The 16250-nt window shown below is 73.9% G+C and carries 15 protein-coding genes; 4 read left to right on the forward strand and 11 right to left on the reverse strand.

Going from position 1 to position 16250, the window contains the following annotated elements; all coding sequences use genetic code 11:
- Positions 1-46: 46 nt before the first annotated feature.
- From NOCA_RS24110 to NOCA_RS24125, 4 genes are read right to left on the reverse strand one after another with little or no spacing between them, the layout of a single operon-like run.
- Positions 47-1507, reverse strand: coding sequence for an NAD-dependent succinate-semialdehyde dehydrogenase (locus NOCA_RS24110; protein WP_011757899.1), 1461 nt, complete (start codon positions 1505-1507; stop codon positions 47-49).
- Positions 1508-1529: 22 nt separating this feature from the next.
- Complete coding sequence (locus tag NOCA_RS24115) at positions 1530-2777, reverse strand: M24 family metallopeptidase (protein ID WP_011757900.1); 1248 nt, start codon at positions 2775-2777, stop codon at positions 1530-1532.
- On the reverse strand, positions 2777-3733 hold the full coding sequence (locus NOCA_RS24120; RefSeq protein ID WP_011757901.1) for an NAD(P)-dependent oxidoreductase: 957 nt from the start codon (positions 3731-3733) through the stop codon (positions 2777-2779). Before NOCA_RS24120 ends, NOCA_RS24115 begins: the two co-directional genes overlap by 1 nt.
- Entirely contained in the window at positions 3733-4821 is a 1089-nt protein-coding gene (locus tag NOCA_RS24125; RefSeq protein WP_140404136.1) for an alpha/beta hydrolase family protein, read from the reverse strand. Before NOCA_RS24125 ends, NOCA_RS24120 begins: the two co-directional genes overlap by 1 nt.
- A 141-nt stretch (positions 4822-4962) precedes the next feature.
- On the opposite strand from NOCA_RS24125, the gene NOCA_RS26180 reads away from it, so the two are divergent.
- From NOCA_RS26180 to NOCA_RS24140, 3 genes are read left to right on the forward strand one after another with little or no spacing between them, the layout of a single operon-like run.
- Entirely contained in the window at positions 4963-5877 is a 915-nt protein-coding gene (locus NOCA_RS26180; protein ID WP_140404135.1) for an ABC transporter substrate-binding protein, read from the forward strand.
- Complete coding sequence (locus NOCA_RS24135) at positions 5874-7070, forward strand: MFS transporter (protein WP_011757904.1); 1197 nt, start codon at positions 5874-5876, stop codon at positions 7068-7070. The genes NOCA_RS26180 and NOCA_RS24135 overlap by 4 nt, the downstream gene beginning before the upstream one ends.
- A gap of 1 nt (position 7071) precedes the next feature.
- Positions 7072-8100 carry a LacI family DNA-binding transcriptional regulator gene (locus tag NOCA_RS24140; protein WP_011757905.1) on the forward strand — a complete coding sequence of 343 codons (1029 nt, stop codon included), beginning with the start codon at positions 7072-7074 and terminating at the stop codon, positions 8098-8100.
- Between the two features lie 121 nt (positions 8101-8221).
- Here the strand turns inward: NOCA_RS24140 and NOCA_RS24145 are convergent, their stop codons facing one another.
- Both NOCA_RS24145 and NOCA_RS24150 read right to left on the reverse strand, forming a co-directional pair.
- Positions 8222-9451, reverse strand: coding sequence for a fatty acid desaturase family protein (locus tag NOCA_RS24145; RefSeq protein WP_011757906.1), 1230 nt, complete (start codon positions 9449-9451; stop codon positions 8222-8224).
- A gap of 21 nt (positions 9452-9472) precedes the next feature.
- Complete coding sequence (locus tag NOCA_RS24150; protein ID WP_041546910.1) at positions 9473-10591, reverse strand: ferredoxin reductase; 1119 nt, start codon at positions 10589-10591, stop codon at positions 9473-9475.
- A gap of 105 nt (positions 10592-10696) precedes the next feature.
- On the opposite strand from NOCA_RS24150, the gene NOCA_RS24155 reads away from it, so the two are divergent.
- Positions 10697-11866 carry a PucR family transcriptional regulator gene (locus tag NOCA_RS24155; RefSeq protein WP_011757908.1) on the forward strand — a complete coding sequence of 390 codons (1170 nt, stop codon included), beginning with the start codon at positions 10697-10699 and terminating at the stop codon, positions 11864-11866.
- Between the two features lie 69 nt (positions 11867-11935).
- Here NOCA_RS24155 and NOCA_RS24160 read toward each other — a convergent pair whose 3' ends face one another.
- The 5 genes from NOCA_RS24160 to NOCA_RS24180 are packed head-to-tail and all read right to left on the reverse strand — an operon-like array spanning position 11936 to position 16185.
- Positions 11936-12721, reverse strand: a complete 786-nt coding sequence (locus NOCA_RS24160) for a glucosamine-6-phosphate deaminase (RefSeq protein WP_011757909.1) — start codon at positions 12719-12721, stop codon at positions 11936-11938.
- A complete protein-coding gene (locus tag NOCA_RS24165) occupies positions 12721-13674 on the reverse strand; it encodes an N-acetylglucosamine-6-phosphate deacetylase (RefSeq protein WP_140404134.1) in 954 nt (317 codons plus the stop codon). Before NOCA_RS24165 ends, NOCA_RS24160 begins: the two co-directional genes overlap by 1 nt.
- Positions 13674-14591 (reverse strand): ROK family protein, encoded by a 918-nt coding sequence (locus NOCA_RS24170; protein WP_011757911.1) that lies wholly within the window; start codon positions 14589-14591, stop codon positions 13674-13676. The genes NOCA_RS24165 and NOCA_RS24170 overlap by 1 nt, the downstream gene beginning before the upstream one ends.
- Positions 14588-15994 (reverse strand): glycoside hydrolase family 3 N-terminal domain-containing protein, encoded by a 1407-nt coding sequence (locus NOCA_RS24175; RefSeq protein WP_011757912.1) that lies wholly within the window; start codon positions 15992-15994, stop codon positions 14588-14590. Before NOCA_RS24175 ends, NOCA_RS24170 begins: the two co-directional genes overlap by 4 nt.
- Entirely contained in the window at positions 15991-16185 is a 195-nt protein-coding gene (locus NOCA_RS24180) for a hypothetical protein (RefSeq protein WP_041546912.1), read from the reverse strand. Before NOCA_RS24180 ends, NOCA_RS24175 begins: the two co-directional genes overlap by 4 nt.
- Positions 16186-16250 lie beyond the last annotated feature (65 nt).

Raw genomic sequence — 16250 nt, forward strand, 5'->3', positions numbered from 1 at the left:
GTTCACAGCCACCAGCGACCCGGCCGCCCGGATCGTCTGGCCAGCCTCACCAGGACACCGCGACGTACTTCGACTCCAGGTAGTCGAGCATGCCTTCGTGGCCGCCCTCGCGGCCGACGCCGGACTGCTTGGTGCCGCCGAACGGCGCGGCCGGGTCGGAGACCAGCCCGCGGTTGAGGCCGACCATGCCGGAGTCGAGCCGCTCGCTGACCCGCATCCCCCGCGCCAGGTCGCGCGTGTAGACGTAGGACACCAGGCCGTACTCGGTCTCGTTCGCCATCCGGATCGCGTCGTCCTCGTCGGTGAACGTCACCACCGGGGCGACCGGTCCGAAGATCTCCTCGCCCAGGATCTCCGCGTCGACGGGCACGTCGAGCAGCACGGTCGGCTCGTAGTAGTAGCCCTCGCGCTCCGGCCGGCGACCGCCGACCACGACCCGCGCGCCGGCCGAGACCGCGCCCCGGACCAGCTCGTCGACCTTGGCGGCCGACTCGTCGTTGACCAGCGGGCCGACCTCGGTGTCGTCGGCCGTGCCGGGGCCGACCCGCAGCGCGGCCATCCGCTCGGCGAGCCGGCGGCTGAACTCGTCGGCCACGTCGGCGTGGACATAGAAGCGGTTCGCGGCGGTGCAGGCCTCGCCGGCGTTGCGCATCTTCGCGATCATCGCGCCGTCGACGGCGGCATCCAGGTCGGCGTCGTCGAGGACGATGAACGGCGCGTTGCCGCCGAGCTCCATCGAGCAGTTGACGACCTGGTCGGCGGCCTCGCGCAGCAGCACCCGGCCGACCTCGGTCGAGCCGGTGAAGGAGAGCTTGCGGACCCGCGGGTCGTGCAGCATCGCGGACACCACGGCGCCCGAGCGGCGCGCGGGCAGCACGTTGACCACGCCCGCGGGGACGCCGGCGTCGGCGAGGATCTTGGCCATCAGCAGCGCGGTGAGCGGGGTGTCGCTGGCCGGCTTGAGCACGACGGTGCAGCCGGCCGCCAGCGCCGGGCCGATCTTGCGGGTGGCCATCGCGGCGGGGAAGTTCCACGGCGTGACCAGCACGCAGATGCCGACCGGCTGCTGGAGCACGACGATCCGGTTGGCCCCGGACGGCGCGGTCATCACGGAGCCGGCCGCGCGGACCGCCTCCTCGGCGTACCAGCGGAAGAACTCGGCGGCGTAGGCCACCTCGCCGCGGGCGTCGGCCAGCGCCTTGCCGTTCTCCAGGGAGATCAGGTGCGCGAGCTCGTCGGCGCGCTCGCGCATCAGCTCGAAGGCCTTGCGCAGGATCTCCGAGCGCTCCCGCGGCGCGGTCGCGGCCCAGGCGGCCGCGGCGGCGTCGGCCGCGTCGACGCAGGCGAGGGCGTCCTCGACCGTGCCGTTGGCGACCGAGGTGAGGACGGCACCGGTGGCCGGGTCGAGCACGTCGAAGCGGCCCCCGTCGGACGCCGGGACCTCCTTCCCGCCGACGCAGAGGTCGAGCGGCAGGTCGGGGATCTGCGCGAGGGTGAAGTCAGCCATGGGGGTTGCCTTTCGGGTGCTGCTAGTAGGGGTTGGCGACGACCAGGTCCTGCGCCGGGAAGAGGGTGAGCACCCGGGGGCCGTCCTCGGTGATCACGATCTCCTCCTCGATCCGGGCCGCGGAGACGCCGTCGGAGGCCGGGCAGTAGGTCTCCAGCGCGAAGACCATGCCGACCTGGAGCTCGACCGGCTCCTTCATCGAGTTGAGCCGGGAGATGATCGGCCGCTCGTGCAGGCCGAGGCCGAGCCCGTGGGCGAACTGGAGGCCGAAGGCCTCCATCTCGGAGCCGAAGCCGAACTCCTCGGCCTCGGGCAGCAGCGCGGCCACCTCGTCGGTGCCGACGCCGGCGCGGATGCCGTCGATGCCGCGGTCCATCCACTCCCGCGCCTGGGTGTAGGCGTCGCGCTGGGCCGGGGTCGCGCTGCCGACCGAGAACGTGCGGTAGTAGCAGGTCCGGTAGCCGTTGAAGGAGTGGATGATGTCGAAGAACGCCTGGTCGCCGGGGCGGATCAGCCGGTCGGTGAAGTTGTGCGGGTGCGGGTTGCAGCGTTCGCCGGAGATCGCGTTGACGGCCTCGACCTGGTCCGAGCCCATCTCGTAGAGCCGCTTGTTGGCGAGCGCGACGATCTCGTTCTCGCGCACGCCGGGCTTGAGCGCCTCGACGATGTCCTGGTAGACGCCGTCGACCATCGCGGCGGCCTGGTTGAGCAGCACGATCTCGTCGTGGGACTTGATGCAGCGTGCGTCGAGCATCAGCTGCTGGGCGTCGACGACGGTCAGGCCCTGACGCTGCATCTCGAAGAGGAACGGCGGCTCCACGATGTCCACGCCGACCGGGAGGTCGGCGACGCCGGCCTCGACCAGCAGCGACTTGATCTCCGCGACCGCGGTCTCCATCAGCCCGACGCTCGGGGCGACCGCGCCGCGGAAGCCGAGGAACCCGGCCCGGTAGTTCTCCTCGGGCACCCACTGGGAGTAGATCTTGTGGTGCTTGACCGCGGACCCGAAGTCCCAGAGCACCGGCTCTTTGCCGCGCGCGACCAGCGCGTAGCGGATCATCTTGTCGCCGAGCGCCCCGCCGATCCAGGTGTGCGTGGTGTAGCGGATGTTGTAGAAGTCGAAGAGCAGGAAGGCCCCGCACTCGCTGCCCTCCAGCGCGGCCTGGGCCCGGCCGAGCCGGTAGTGGCGCAGCCGGTCGAAGTCGACCCGCTCCTCGTAGTCGACCGCCATGTGCCCGGGCGCCGGGAGCGGTCGGTTCGGGGCGCTCATCAGCCCAGCTCTCCGCCGAGCCCGTCGTCGACCTGGACGTTCTCGGCCTTGAGGGTGATGCCGGAGTTGTGCGCCTGGAGGTCGAGCAGGATCGCGAAGTCCTCCTCGACCCGGCCGCTGCTCACGCTGGCCTGGACGGCGGCGTTCGTGGCCGCGGCGACCGGCATCGGGACGTCGAGCTGGCGGGCGGCCGCGAGGCCGAGGTCGAAGTCCTTGCGCAGCAGGATCGGCGTGAACGTCGGGGTGTAGTCGAGGTTCACGAACGCCGGGGTCTTGTAGGTGGTGAACACCGAGCCCATCACCGACTTGTTGAGGAACTCCAGGAACGCGGCGCGCGACATCCCGCCCTTCTCGGCGAGCACGGTGATCTCCGCCAGGCATTGGGTGACCACGCCCAGCATCACGTTGTGGCAGATCTTCGCGAGCCGGGCGAGCTCGCCCTCCCCGACGTACGTCGCGCCCTTGCCGAGGTGGTCGAGCAGGTGGGCGACCCGCTCGTAGGTCTCCTCGGGCCCGGAGACCACGAGGCTGAGCCCGCCGGCCCGGACGACCTTGCCGTTGCCGCTGACCGGTGCGGCGAGGAAGGCCACCCCGCGCTCGCTGCAGGCGGCCCGCATCGCGGCGGAGGACTCCGTGGAGACCGTGGAGCAGTCCACGACGACGGCCGGGACCCGGGCCGGGTCCGCGAGCAGGCCGCCCTCGCCGACGAGCACCTGCTCGAGGTCGGCGGGCGTCGAGACCATCGTGAAGACGACGTCGTGGCCGCGCAGGTCGGCGATCGTGTCCGCGACCCCGCAGCCGACCTCGCTCAGCGCCTCGGCCTTGGCCCGGGTCCGGTTCCAGACGGTGACGTCCTCGCCGGCCCGCGCCAGACGGCTCGCCATCGCGGCACCCATCCTGCCGGCGCCGATCCAGCCGACCGTCAGCGAGCCGGGCTGGGGAACGGTGGTGTCCATCATGATCCTGCCTTCGTCAGTAGTGCGGGTACGGCGAGCCGGGTGGCCAGCCAGTCGGCGGTGCGGGGCCGGTGCCAGGGCGCGACGTTGGCGCAGCCGTGGTTGCCGTCCTCGAGCATCAGCAGCTCGACCGGTCCCGAGACGGCGTCGCGCAGGCGCTCGGCGTGCTCCCAGGGGATCAGCCGGTCCTGGCGTCCGAAGACGATCAGCAGCGGGGCGACCACGTCGCGGGCGGTCTCCTCGAGGTCGAGGGTCAGCGCGATCCTCCGGGCCTCCTCCTCGCTGGCGGCGCCGGAGCGGATCCGGAACGTGTCCCGGGTCAGCTGCGGCAGCCGGTCCCAGCACCCGCCGAAGTTGAACGGCCCGGCCAGCGCCACGCAGGCACGGGCCCGCTCGCCGAGCGCGGCCGCCACGCGGGGTGCGTAGTAGCCGCCGAGGCTGACGCCCCAGAGGCCGAGCCGGTCGCGGTCCACCTCCGGCAGGGTGCCGAGCGCCGCCCAGAGGGCCTCGGCCACCGGCGCCCAGTCGCCGCGGATCGGCAGGTCGTACTCCGCCTCGCCCTGGCCGGGGCCGTCGACGCTCAGCGTCGCCAGCCCGCGGTCCAAGAAGGTCTGCTCGGTCGAGCGGAGCTCCTCCTTGGCCGAGTCCAGGCCGGAGAGCAGCACCACGACCGGGTGCGGGCCCGGCCCGGTGGGCAGCCGGAGCACGCCGGCCAGCCGGCTGCCCTCGAACGGGATCTCGAGGCGACGGCCCGGCGGGTCGAGGTGCGGCAGGGCGGCGTCGAGGCAGGCGACCGCGCGGGCGTGGGCCGCGCGCATCTGGTCGAGGTCGCAGACGAAGACGAACTTCGCGAAGTGGTGGTAGACGGCGGCCTGGGCGAGGTGCTCGCCGGCCGAGCGGGTCCGGCCCTCGGCGAGGGCATCTCGCCCGAGCGCCTCGTGCGCCGCGCCGGCGGCCACCCAGGCGGCGCACCAGTCGTCCCAGCTCCCGATCCCGGCGGTCACCCGGTCGAAGTCGGCGGCCGTCACGCCGTTGACCGTGAACCGCGGGCCCCAGTGGGACACCGCGGAGTCGACGAGGTCGTCCACCTGACACCCCCTCCGCGCGCACCGTTGCAGACCGTACTGCAATCGAGTGCAGCCTTACGGCTCCGCGGTGTGATGTCAAGTAGCGCTGGCCTGCGTTGGACGTTGCTGCAATCGACTGCACAAACCGCTAGAGTGCCGGACGTGCAGCAGATCGCGGTCGGCTCGTTCACCCCGTCGGTGCTCCTCGACCTGGCCGGTTCGACCGGGCGGCTGGCGGACCGCGGCCTCGCCGTGAGCGAGGTCCCCGTCCCCTCGTCCCCGGCCCAGTTCCGCGCGCTGCTCGACGACGAGCTCGCGGTCGCGCTGACCAGCCCGGACAACGTGCTCGCCTACCGGTTCAACCCGGGCAACCCGCTCGGCGAGCTGGCCGACGTGCGGATCGTGGCCGCGATCGACCGCGGCCTGGGCCTCGGGTTGTACGGCGCTCCGGGCACGACCGCCGCGGACCTGCGCGGCGCCCGGGTCGGCGTCGACGTAGCGACGTCGGGGTTCGCGCTCGCGCTCTACGCGTTGGGCGAGTCGCTCGGGCTGGCCCGCGCGGACTACGAGCTGGTCACGCTGGGATCCACGCCGCGGCGCCTCGAAGCACTGCTGGCCGGCGAGTGCGCGGCCACGATGCTCAACGCCGGCAACGAGCTGGTCGCGGAGGCCCGCGGCTGCGTCCGCCTGGCCGGCGTGGCCGAATCGCTGGCGCCGTACCTCGGCACGGTCGCGGCCGTCGCCGGCGAGCGGCACCTCGACGTCGCGGACCGGCTCGCGGACGCGCTGCTCGACACGACGGCGGCGATCACCGGCGGCGGGCTGGGCGAGGAGGCGGCCGAGGCCGCCGCCCGCCGGCTCGGGCTCGACGACGAGCTGGCGCGGCGCTACGTCGACCGGCTGCGCGACCCCGTCGACGGGCTGGTCCCGGACGGCGGGGTGGACCCGGGGGCGCTCGCGACCCTGGTGCGGCTGCGCACGACGTACCTCCCGACCGTCGTCGACGGCGCGGAGGTCCTCGACGCCGCCCTGGCGCCGGGCTCCGGCCTGGTGCAGCCCCGGGTGCCGCGCGCGTGAGGGGGCGGCGCGCCCCGGGCGTGGACCGGCCACCCGTCGCCCCGATCCGGCTGCTCCAGCTCGGCGCCTTCGTCAGCACGCTGGACCGGTTCGCGCTGCCGCCGATGCTGGTCGCGATCGCCCACGACCTGGGAGCCCCGCTCGGCGAGGTCGTCACGGCGGCCGGCGCCTACTTCCTGGTCTACGGCCTGAGCCAGCCGGTGTGGGGCACGGTCTCCGACCGGCTCGGCCGGGTCCGGACGATGCGGATGACGCTGCTGCTGGCGGGGGTCTTCACCCTCGTCTCGGCGCTGAGCTGGTCGCCGCTCTCGCTCGGGGTGACCCGCGGCCTCGCGGGCGGGTTCTTCGGCGCGGCGTACCCCTCGAGCCTGATCTACCTCGGCGACACGGTGCCCGCCCCCTCCCGGCAGCGCGACATCGCACGGCTGATGGTCGGGGTGGCGATGGGCACCGCGCTCGCCTCGGTCGGCGCCGGCGTGCTCGCCGACGCCGTGAGCTGGCGGGTGGCGTTCGTGGTCACCGGCATCGCGTCGCTGGTGATGACCTGGGCCCTGCGCGGCCTGCCGGAGCCCACCGCACACGGCAGGCCGGCCTCGGCGATGGACGGGCTGCGCGCGATCAGCGGCGCGCCGATCGCGCTGCTGATGCTGGTGTTCGCGTTCACCGAGGGCGCGGTGCTGCTGGGCGCCCTCACGCTGCTGCCGCCCGCGGTCGAGAACGCCGGCGCCACCGCGGCGCTCGCCGGTGCGGTGACCGCGATCTACGGGGTCTCGGTGTTCGCCAGCTCGCAGCTGGTCGGGCGGCTCGCCGCGACCTGGCACCCGTCGCGGCTGATCGCGATGGGCGCAACCGCCGCCGCCGCCGGCTGCGGGCTGCTCGCGGTCTCCCAGGAGCCGGCCGTCGCAGTGGTGGTCGCCCTGCTCGTCGGCCTGGCCTGGACCTCGATGCACTCCTCGCTGCAGACGTGGGCGACCGAGGTGCTGCCGGGCGCGCGGGCGACCGTGGTCTCGTTCTTCGCCGGGTCGCTGTTCGTCGGGAGCGCGCTGGCCGCGGTGCTGGTCGCCGGCCTCGCGGACGCCGGCCGCTACACGGCGATCTACGCCGTGTACGCCGCGCTCGCGGTGCCGCTCGGCCTCGCGGCCGGTCTGGCGCGGCGGCGCTGGGTGCGCCCGGCCGCGGAGCGGGGAACCTAGGATGCGGGGTGTGACTCCCACGCTCCGCGACGTCGCCGACGCCGCGGGTGTGCATCCCGCGACCGCCTCCCGCGCGCTGAACCCCGCCACCCGCGGGCTGGTCAACGCCGACACCGCGCGTCGGGTGATCAAGGTCGCCGAGTCCTTGGGCTACCGGCCGAACCCGATCGCGCGGGGGCTGAAGACCGCGAAGTCCGGCACCGTCGGCCTGGTCATCCCCGACCTCACCAACCCGCTGTTCCCCCCGATCGTGCGCGGCATCGAGGACGTGCTCGAGCCGGCCGGGTACAGCGGCCTGATCGTCAACACCGACAACGACCCGAGCCGCGAGCGGGCCCAGTTCGAGTCGCTGCGCTCGCGCCAGGTCGAGGGCTTCATCGTGGCCACGGCGCTGCTGGACCACCCGCTGCTCGACCAGCTGCGCCGCGAGGGCGTGCTGATGGTGATGGTCAACCGCCGGCCCGACGGCCTGGACGTCCCCTCGATCACCCCCGACGACGCTGCCGGCGTGGAGCTCGCCGTACGCCACCTGGCGGAGCTGGGGCACCGCCGGGTCGCGCACCTGGCCGGCCCGTCGAACACCTCGACCGGCGTGGTGCGGGCGCGGTCGTTCCGCAACACGGTGCGCGACCTCGGCCTCGACGAGGACCCGGCGCTGACCGTGACCTGCCCGTACTGGAGCGAGACCGCCGGCGCCGAGGCGCTGCGCTCGCTGCTCGACTCCGGCGCGGAGTTCACCGCCGTCGTCGCCGGCAACGACCTGATCGCGCTGGGCTGCTACGACGTGTTCGCCGAGCGCTCGATCGAGTGCCCGCGCGACGTCAGCGTGGTCGGCTTCAACGACATGCCGTTCCTGGACAAGCTGCGCCCGCCGCTGACGACGGTCGCCGTGCCCCACCAGCAGATCGGCGCCGAGGCCGCACGGATGCTGCTGGACGCGATCCGGGACCCGTCCCGCCCGGCCCGGTCGGTGCTGCTGCCGCTCTCGCTCGTGGTGCGCGGCTCGACCGCGCCGCCGTACTCCGGCTGATCGGGGCGGGCGCACGCCGGGGTTGGTTTCCCCGGTTCACCGGGGAAACCGGAACTGTTGGGCCGAAACTTCAGCCCAGAAGTTCCAACATCCCCGGTGAACCGGGGAAACCGCTCGGGCCTCAGCCGGCGGCCCCGGCCTTCCGGGCCTGCTGGGTGAGCCGGGCCTGGGCGGCGCGGCGGACCTTCGGGCCGCCGGTGGCCATCTTGTAGAGCAGCGCCAGCTGCTGCGGCGCGTTCTTGACGTTGGTCGTCGCCAGCCAGCCGTTGGGCAGCGAGAGCCGGACCACCTTGTGCCAGGCGGAGTACACCTGCTTGGGCAGCGGCGCCGCGTGGTAGTTGAGGTCGTACTTCTCGAACAGAGCCTGCACCCGCGGGGCGATCTCGGCGTACCGGTTCGAGGGCAGGTCCGGGAACAGGTGGTGCTCGATCTGGTGGGACAGGTTGCCGGACATGATGTGCACCGCCTTCGACCCCGAGATGTTCGCCGAGCCGAGCATCTGGCGCAGGTACCACTCGCCGCGGGTCTCGCCGTCGATCGAGCGCTTCTCGAAGGTCTCGACGCCCTCGGGGAAGTGGCCGCACATGATCACCGAGTGGCTCCACAGGTTGCGCACCACGTTGGCGGTGAAGTTCGCGGCCAGGGTCGCCAGGAACGAGCCGGTCGGGATCGAGAGCGCCGGGTGCACCAGGTAGTCCTTGGTGGCCTGGCGGCGAACCTTGGTGAGCACCGCCTTCAGGCGGCGCTGGAACCCCGGGTCCTTGGTCTGCTTCCTCTTCACCGTGGCCCCGAGCTCGAGGTCGTACGCGGCGATGCCGTACTCGAAGAAGCAGGCGTTGATGAAGTTCCACAACGGCTGGACCAGGAAGAACGGGTGCCAGGGCTGGTCCTCGTCGACGCGCATGATGCCGTAGCCGAGGTCGTTGTCCTTGCCGATCACGTTCGTGTAGGTGTGGTGCAGCTCGTTGTGGGAGTGCTGCCACTGCGCGGCCGGGGTGGCCATGTCCCACTCCCAGGTCGTGGAGTGGATCTTCGGGTCCCGCATCCAGTCCCACTGGCCGTGCAGGATGTTGTGGCCGATCTCCATGTTCTCGAGGATCTTGGCGACGCTGAGGCCCGCCGTACCGACGATCCAGGCCGGCGGGAAGGACGAGAACAGCAGGACGGCGCGGCTGCCCAGCTCGAGGCGGCGCTGCACGTCGATGACACGGTGGATGTAGCGGGCGTCGCGCTCGCCGCGGCTGTCGAGGACGTCTTGGCGGATGGCGTCGAGCTCGATGCCGATCTGCTCGACATCCTCGGGGGTCAGGTGGGCGACGGGGCTGACGGGCTTCTTCTGGATCGCGGTCACGTGGGTCTCCTCGGATCGTGGTCAGGCGTGGTCGAGGTGGCACTCGCCGGCGACGGCGTTGATGCAGGTCTGGATGATCACGCCGTCCCCGGGGGCGGCGGTGGTGAGCTGGCCGTTGCGCAGGTCGCGGACCGCGCCCTCGCGCAGCGGCAGGACGCAGCCGAAGCAGACGCCCATCCGGCAGCCGCTCGGCATCAGCACGCCGGCGGACTCGGCGGCGTCCAGGATCGGCGTCGCCCCGTCGGCCGCGACGGCGACGCCGGAGGTAAAGGTCAGGGTGCCGCCTTCTCCGGTGGCGACCATCGGCGCGCGGAACCGCTCGACGTTGAGCTCGAGGCCGCGCGCGTCGTAGTGCTCCTGCAGCGCGTCGAGCAGGCCCGCGGGCCCGCAGGCGTACGCCGTCCGCTCGGCCAGGTCGGGGACGATCCGGTCCAAGCCGGCTTCGGGGTCGCCGACCTGGAGCAGCCCGTGGGTGTCGGTGTGCAGCTCGACCAGGCGCAGCCAGCCGGCCGCGCCGTACCGGCGCAGCTCCTCGCCGAAGATCACCTCCGAGCGCGACAGCGCCGAGTGCAGCAGCACGATGTCGGTGGTGGGCCGCACCGCGCGGGAGAACAGGTTGCGCAGCATCCCGATCACCGGCGTGATGCCGGAGCCGGCGGTGACCAGCAGCAGCTTGTCGGGGATCGGTTGGGTCAGCACGAACTCGCCCTCGGCCTGGCCGATCTGGATCATCTGGCCGGGGCGGATCCGGTGCACCAGGTGGTTGGAGACGACGCCTCCGGGGATCGCCTTGACCGTGATGCTGATGCACCGGTCGGCCCGGGGCCCGTGGGTCAGCGAGTAGGTGCGCCACAGGCGCACGCCGTCGACGTCGACGCCCACGCGGAGGTACTGCCCCGGCACGTGTCCGGTCCAGTCGCGCCCCGGCTTGATCACCACCGTGGCGGAGGCCGCGGTCTCGGGCCGGACCTCGACGATCCGGCCGCGCAGGTCGGTGCCGCGCCGCAGCGGGTGGAAGTGGTCGAGGACGTCGTCGAGGTCGCGCGGGGTCACGGCCGCCTGGGCGACCTGGCGCAGCGTGCTGCGCAGGGACCATCCCGACCCGGACCGGGACGCAGCCGAGGGGATGGCGACGCTCATGCCTTCGAGTGTGCTGGCTCTCGGGCGTAAGATCATGACTCCGGGACGTGAAGATCTGCGTCCGATTTGTTATCTGTGCACAATTTCGTTCACCTTGGAGGCGCCATGGTCCGTCGCCCGGTTCGCCACACCGCCGACCACGGGCTGCGTCTCGACTCCGGTGCGGTCACCGAGATGCGCACCGAGCTCCCCCGGGTCGCCGAGCACGTGGTGGCCGCGATCATCGACGAGGTGCCCAGCTACACCGACGCATTCAGCGGGCCGATGGGCGAGACGATCCGCAACGCCGTCCAGCTCGCGCTCGGCGGCTTCCTCTCGCTGGCCAGCGGCAGCCGCGGCGCCGACCGGTCCACCCCGGCCGCACCCGCGGTCGAGGGTGCCTACCAGCTCGGCCGCGGCGAGGCGCGCAGCGGCCGGACGACCGACGCGCTGCTGGCGGCGTACCGGATCGGTGCGCGGGTCTCGTGGCGGGAGATGTCCACAGTGGCGGTGCGCAACGGCGTCGCGGGCGAGACGCTGGTGGCGTTCGCCGAGCTGGTCTTCGCCTACATCGACGAGCTGTCCGCTGCCAGCGTGGCCGGCCACACCGACGAGCTGGACACCAGCGGACGGGTGCGGCAGCGGCTGCTCGAGCGGGTGGCCCACCACCTGCTGACCGGGTCGCCGGTCGACCAGGTCGCCGCCGCGGCGGAGCGCGCCGGCTGGGACCCGCCGCGGACGCTGACCGCGGTGATCGTGCCGGAGGCGCAGGTGCGTCCGGTGCTGGCGGCGCTCTCCCCGGCGACGCTGCAGGTCACCGACCCGCCGGGGCTCGACGACGGTGCGCTGCTGCTGGTCCCCGACGCGCACGAGCACCGCCGCCGGGCGCTGCTCCGGGTGCTCGCCGACCGCGGCGCGCTCGCGGGTCCGGCACGGCCGTGGCTGGAAGCGCGCGCGTCGTACGACCGCGCGTTGCGCGCCCGCGCCGCCGGGGTGGAGCTCGACACCGAGGCACACCTGGTCGGGCTGGTGCTCGAGGCCGACGCGACGGCCCGCGCGGACCTGCGCGCGCAGGCGCTGGCGCCACTCGCCGGCCTGCGCCCGGCCACCGCCGAGAAGCTCACCGACACGCTGCGCTCGTGGCTGCTGCACCAGGGCCGGCGCGAGCAGGTGGCCGCCGAGCTGTTCGTGCACCCGCAGACCGTGCGCTACCGGATGGGCCAGCTGCGCGAGCTGTACGGCGAGCGCCTCGACGACCCGGACACGGTGCTCGCCCTGGTGGTGGCGCTGGGGTGACGGCTCCGGGTCGTGTGCCTGAGAACGCGCCATAGCGCGTCGTGGGACACACGACCCGTCAGCGGCGACTCACGGACGCTGCCAGTCCGGCTTGTCGTCGAAGACCTCGCGGTAGTACGCGGTACGGGTCAGCTGCGCCGCGGCGGCCTCGTCGAGCAGGACCGTGACGTGTGGGTGCAGCTGGAGCACGGACGCGGGGCAGGATGCGGAGACCGGGCCCTCGACGGCCGCGGCGATCGCGGCCGCCTTGCCGGCCCCGGTGGCGACCAGCAGCAGGCGGCCGGCCCGCAGGATCGTCCCGAGACCCTGGGTGAGCACGTGCCGGGGCACCTGGTCGACGGAGTCGAAGAACCGGGCGTTGTCGGCGCGGGTCTCCCCGGTGAGCGTCTTGAGCCGGGTCAGCGACCCGAGCGAGGAGCCGGGCTCGTTGAACGCGAGGTGGCCGTCGGCGCCGATGCCGAGCACCTGCAGGTCCACCCCGCCGGCCGCGCGGATCGCGTCCTCGTAGCGCTCGCCTGCCGTGGACAGCAGGTCCGGGGTCGGGTCCGGGCTCGCGACCCGGTCCCGGTCGATGTCGAGCGCGTCGGTGAGCTCGCGGAAGATCGTCTCCCGGTAGGACTGCGGATGGCCGGGCGGCAGCCCGACGTACTCGTCGAGCAGGAAGGCCCGGACGCCGGCGTATGACGGACCGCTGCCGGCGCGCCGCCGGCGGATCAGCTCCTGGTACGCCGGCAGCGGGCTCGAACCGGTGGCCAGACCGAGCACGGACTCGGGGTGCGCGCGGACCAGGGCCTCGATCGCGTCCGCGGCGAGCCCGGCGACCTCGGGCTCGGTGGCGAGCGGGACGATCTCCATCAGTGCACCTCCAGGCGCAGGTCGTCGGTGAGCCGGATCCGCTCCTCGCGGGGCGGCAGGCCGAGCAGCCGCAGCGGCGTCGAGGTGGCCGTGGCCACGGCCTCCTCGAGGGTGCAACCGGTCTGCGCGAGGAGGATACGCAAGCAGTCCAGGAGCGAGGCGGCGGAGCCGGCCAGGGTGCCGTCGGCCAGCCGCACGGTGCCGTCGGCGACGACGACGTCCTGGTCGCCCAGGCGCGCGGGGCCGTCCGGGAGGCCGAGGCCGGCGGTGGTGTCGGAGACCGACAGGAACCGGTCTGGCCCGAGGGCGCGCCAGGCGGCCCGCACGAACAGCGGGTCGAGGTGGTGGCCGTCCACGATCAGGCCGGCGACGGGTCCGGTGCCAGGATCGCTCCCGAACGCCGCGCCGACCGGCCCGGGCTCGCGGGCCTGCAGCGGCGGCATCGCGTTGCCGAGGTGGGTGAGGCAGCGGGCGCCGGCTTCCAGAGCGGCGGCGACCTCGGCGGCCGATGCGGCGGTGTGACCGACCGACACCACGACACCTCGAGCCGCGAGCCGCTCGATCACCTCGAGCGCGCCCGGGAGCTCCGGAGCGATCGTGGCGATCACGACACCGGACTCGCGCGACCAGCCGTCGACCAGGTCCAGCGAGGGCGGCCGCAGCCAGCGCTCCGGATGGGCGCCCTTGCGGGTCGGGGCGATCATCGGGCCCTCGAAGTGCAGCCCGAGCGGTTCGGCGCCCGACCACCCCGGGGGTGGCCCGGCGGCGAGGGTGGCGAGCGCCTGCCCGCGCGCGGCCGGGTCGGAGGTGATCACGGTCGGGACGAACGCGACGACGCCGTACGCCGGCAGGGCGGCCGCCACCTCCCACAGCCGGTGCGGCTCCGTGGTGAGGTCGATGCCGGCGGCGCCGTTGACCTGGGCGTCGACGAGGCCGGGGACGACGATGCTCATCACGACCGCCCGAGCAGGGCGGCCCCGACCGCGGCCACGGGGTAGTGCGCGGGCACGACCCGGAGCCGGCCGGCCAGGTCGAGGGAGGCCAGGAACGGCGAGGTCCGGGCCTGCTCGCGCAGGGCGTCGGCCACGGCCGCGCGCAGCGGCTCGCCGAGCTGGGCGACGCCGCCGCCGAGCACGACGGTGCGCGGGTCGACGGCCAGGCCGAGCACCCGGACGGCGCTGGCGACACCCGCGGCGAACCGGTCCCGCGCCGCGATGGCGTCGGGGTCACTGGCGTGCGCCGCGGCGAACAGCGCCTGGGCCGGGGGGACGTCCTCCGAGGGCCAGGCCGCGGCCAGCGCCGACCCCGAGGCGATGGTCTCCAGGCAGCCGCGCTGGCCGCACTGGCACAGCGCTCCGGCCGGATCCACGGGCACGTGCCCGATCTCGCCCGCCGCGCCGTGGTCGCCGCGCCGCAGCCGGCCCGCGAGCACGAGTCCGGCGGCCAGGCCGGTGCCGATGCTGAGGTAGACGAGGTCGTCCTCGCCGCTCATCGCGACCGCGCCGAGGCTGGCGACGTTGACGTCGTTCTCGACCACGACAGGTGTCCCGAGCCGGTCACCGAGCAGGTCGCCGAGTGGCAGCCAGTCCCCGTTCACGCCGAGGTTGACCGCGTGCTTGACCGCGCCGCGCTCGACGTCGACCAGGCCGGGCATGCCGACCCCGACGGTGCCCGCGAGCCGCTCGCCGGTCGCGGCGCGGAGCGCCTCAACCACCCGGGCGGCCGTCCGTACGACGCCCTCGGCACCCGGCTCGGTCGCCTCCCGCACGGTCGCGCGGATGCCGCCGTCCTCGTCGACGACCAGACCGAGGGTCTTGGTCGCGCCGATGTCCAGGCCCACGCTCAACCCGTTGCTCGGCCCGGTGCTCACCGGTCCCACCCCGCCTTCCTCAACAGCTCGGTGACCGCGACGGCTCCCGGACGGGAGTAGCCGCGCGTGCAGATCCGGGGCGTCCCCCCGGCGTACGGACCCGGCCAGCCCCACTCGACCACGACCGCGGCCCCCTCGACCAGCACCTCGGGCCGCCGGTGCGCGTCGCGCACCTGGAGCACGACCGGCCGGTCGCCGGTGACGGGCTCGCCCGGTTGGAGGAAGCGGTCCGGCGGCAGGCCCCACGGGACCTCACCGATCGCGATGTTCGCGGGGGTCGCGACGCTGACGACCTCGGCGCCGCGCAGGTCTGGCAGCTCGCCCTCGACCGTCACGGCACGGCGGGCGCCGGCGAGCTGGCGGGCGGCGTCGACGGGAGCGGCGCTGCCGGCCCCGCGCGGCAGCCGCGCGATCCGGTCCACCGCCTCGACCAGGCGCTCCTCGGCCAGTCGCCCGGAGCGGACCGCTGCGACGATCGCCGCCTGGACCTGCCGGACCAGCGCGATGTCCTTGTCGGCACCGAGGCACAGCAGGTCGGCGCCGGCGGCGAGCGACAGCACTGCGGCCTCGGGGATCCCGCGACCGGCCGAGGCGCCGGCCATGTCGAGGGCGTCGGTGACCAGGACGCCGCCGTACCCGAGGTGGTCGCGCAGCAGCCCGAGCACCGGACGGCTCAGCGTCGCGGGCAGGGCCGGGTCGACGGCGGGGACCAGGATGTGCGAGGTCATCACCGACGCGACGCCGGCCTCGACGGCCGCAGCGAACGGCGCCAGCTCGCGGCCGAGCAGCGTCGGCAGGTCGACGTCGACCATGGGCAGCGCGAGGTGGCTGTCCTGGGCGGTGTCGCCGTGGCCCGGGAAGTGCTTGGCGCAGGCCGCGACGCCCGCCCCCTGGAGCCCGGCCACCCACGCGGCGGTGTGCGCGGCGGCCGCCGCGGCGTCGGTGCCGAAGCTGCGGGTGCCGATCACCGGGTTGTCCGGGTCGGAGTTCACGTCGGCGACCGGCCCGAGGTCGAGGTCGATGCCGGCCGCGGCCAGCTCGGTGCCGATCGCCGCGCCGGTCTCCCGGGTCAGCGCGAGGTCGCCGGCCGCGCCGAGGGCGGCCGGCCCCAGCACGGGGCTCCTATCGAGCGCGTGCAGCCGGGTGACGTCGCCGCCCTCCTCGTCGACCGCGACGACGGCGTACGGCGCGGCCGCGTGGATCGCGCTGGTGAGCTCGGCGACCGCGGCGGGCCCGTCGGCGGTGTTGCTGCCGAACAGGCAGACCCCGCCGAGCCCCTCGGCGAACAGGCCGGCCACGTCCCGGGCCAGCGTCGTGCCGGGGAAGGCGGGCAGCAGCACCCGGAGCGCGAGCTGCTCGAGGCTCTGCCCGTTCTCGGGCCGGCTCCTGGTCAGGTCGCTCACCCCTTCACCGCCCCCGAGGTGAGGCCGGCGACCATCCGGCCCTGGACGACGAGGAAGAAGATCACGACCGGGATCGCGATCAGCGTGGAGCCGGCCATGATGCCGCCCCAGTCGGTGCCGCGGTTGAGGTCGGTGAAGATGCTCAGCCACAGCGGCAGCGTCTTCTTGTCGCCCTGCGACATCACGACCACGGCGAGGGTGAACTCGTCAGCGCGGTCAGGGCCAAGGTGGCCAAGGCTGCGCGGGCCAGTTTCTT

The organism is Nocardioides sp. JS614 (assembly GCF_000015265.1).
In the GTDB taxonomy this organism is placed as follows: domain Bacteria; phylum Actinomycetota; class Actinomycetes; order Propionibacteriales; family Nocardioidaceae; genus Nocardioides.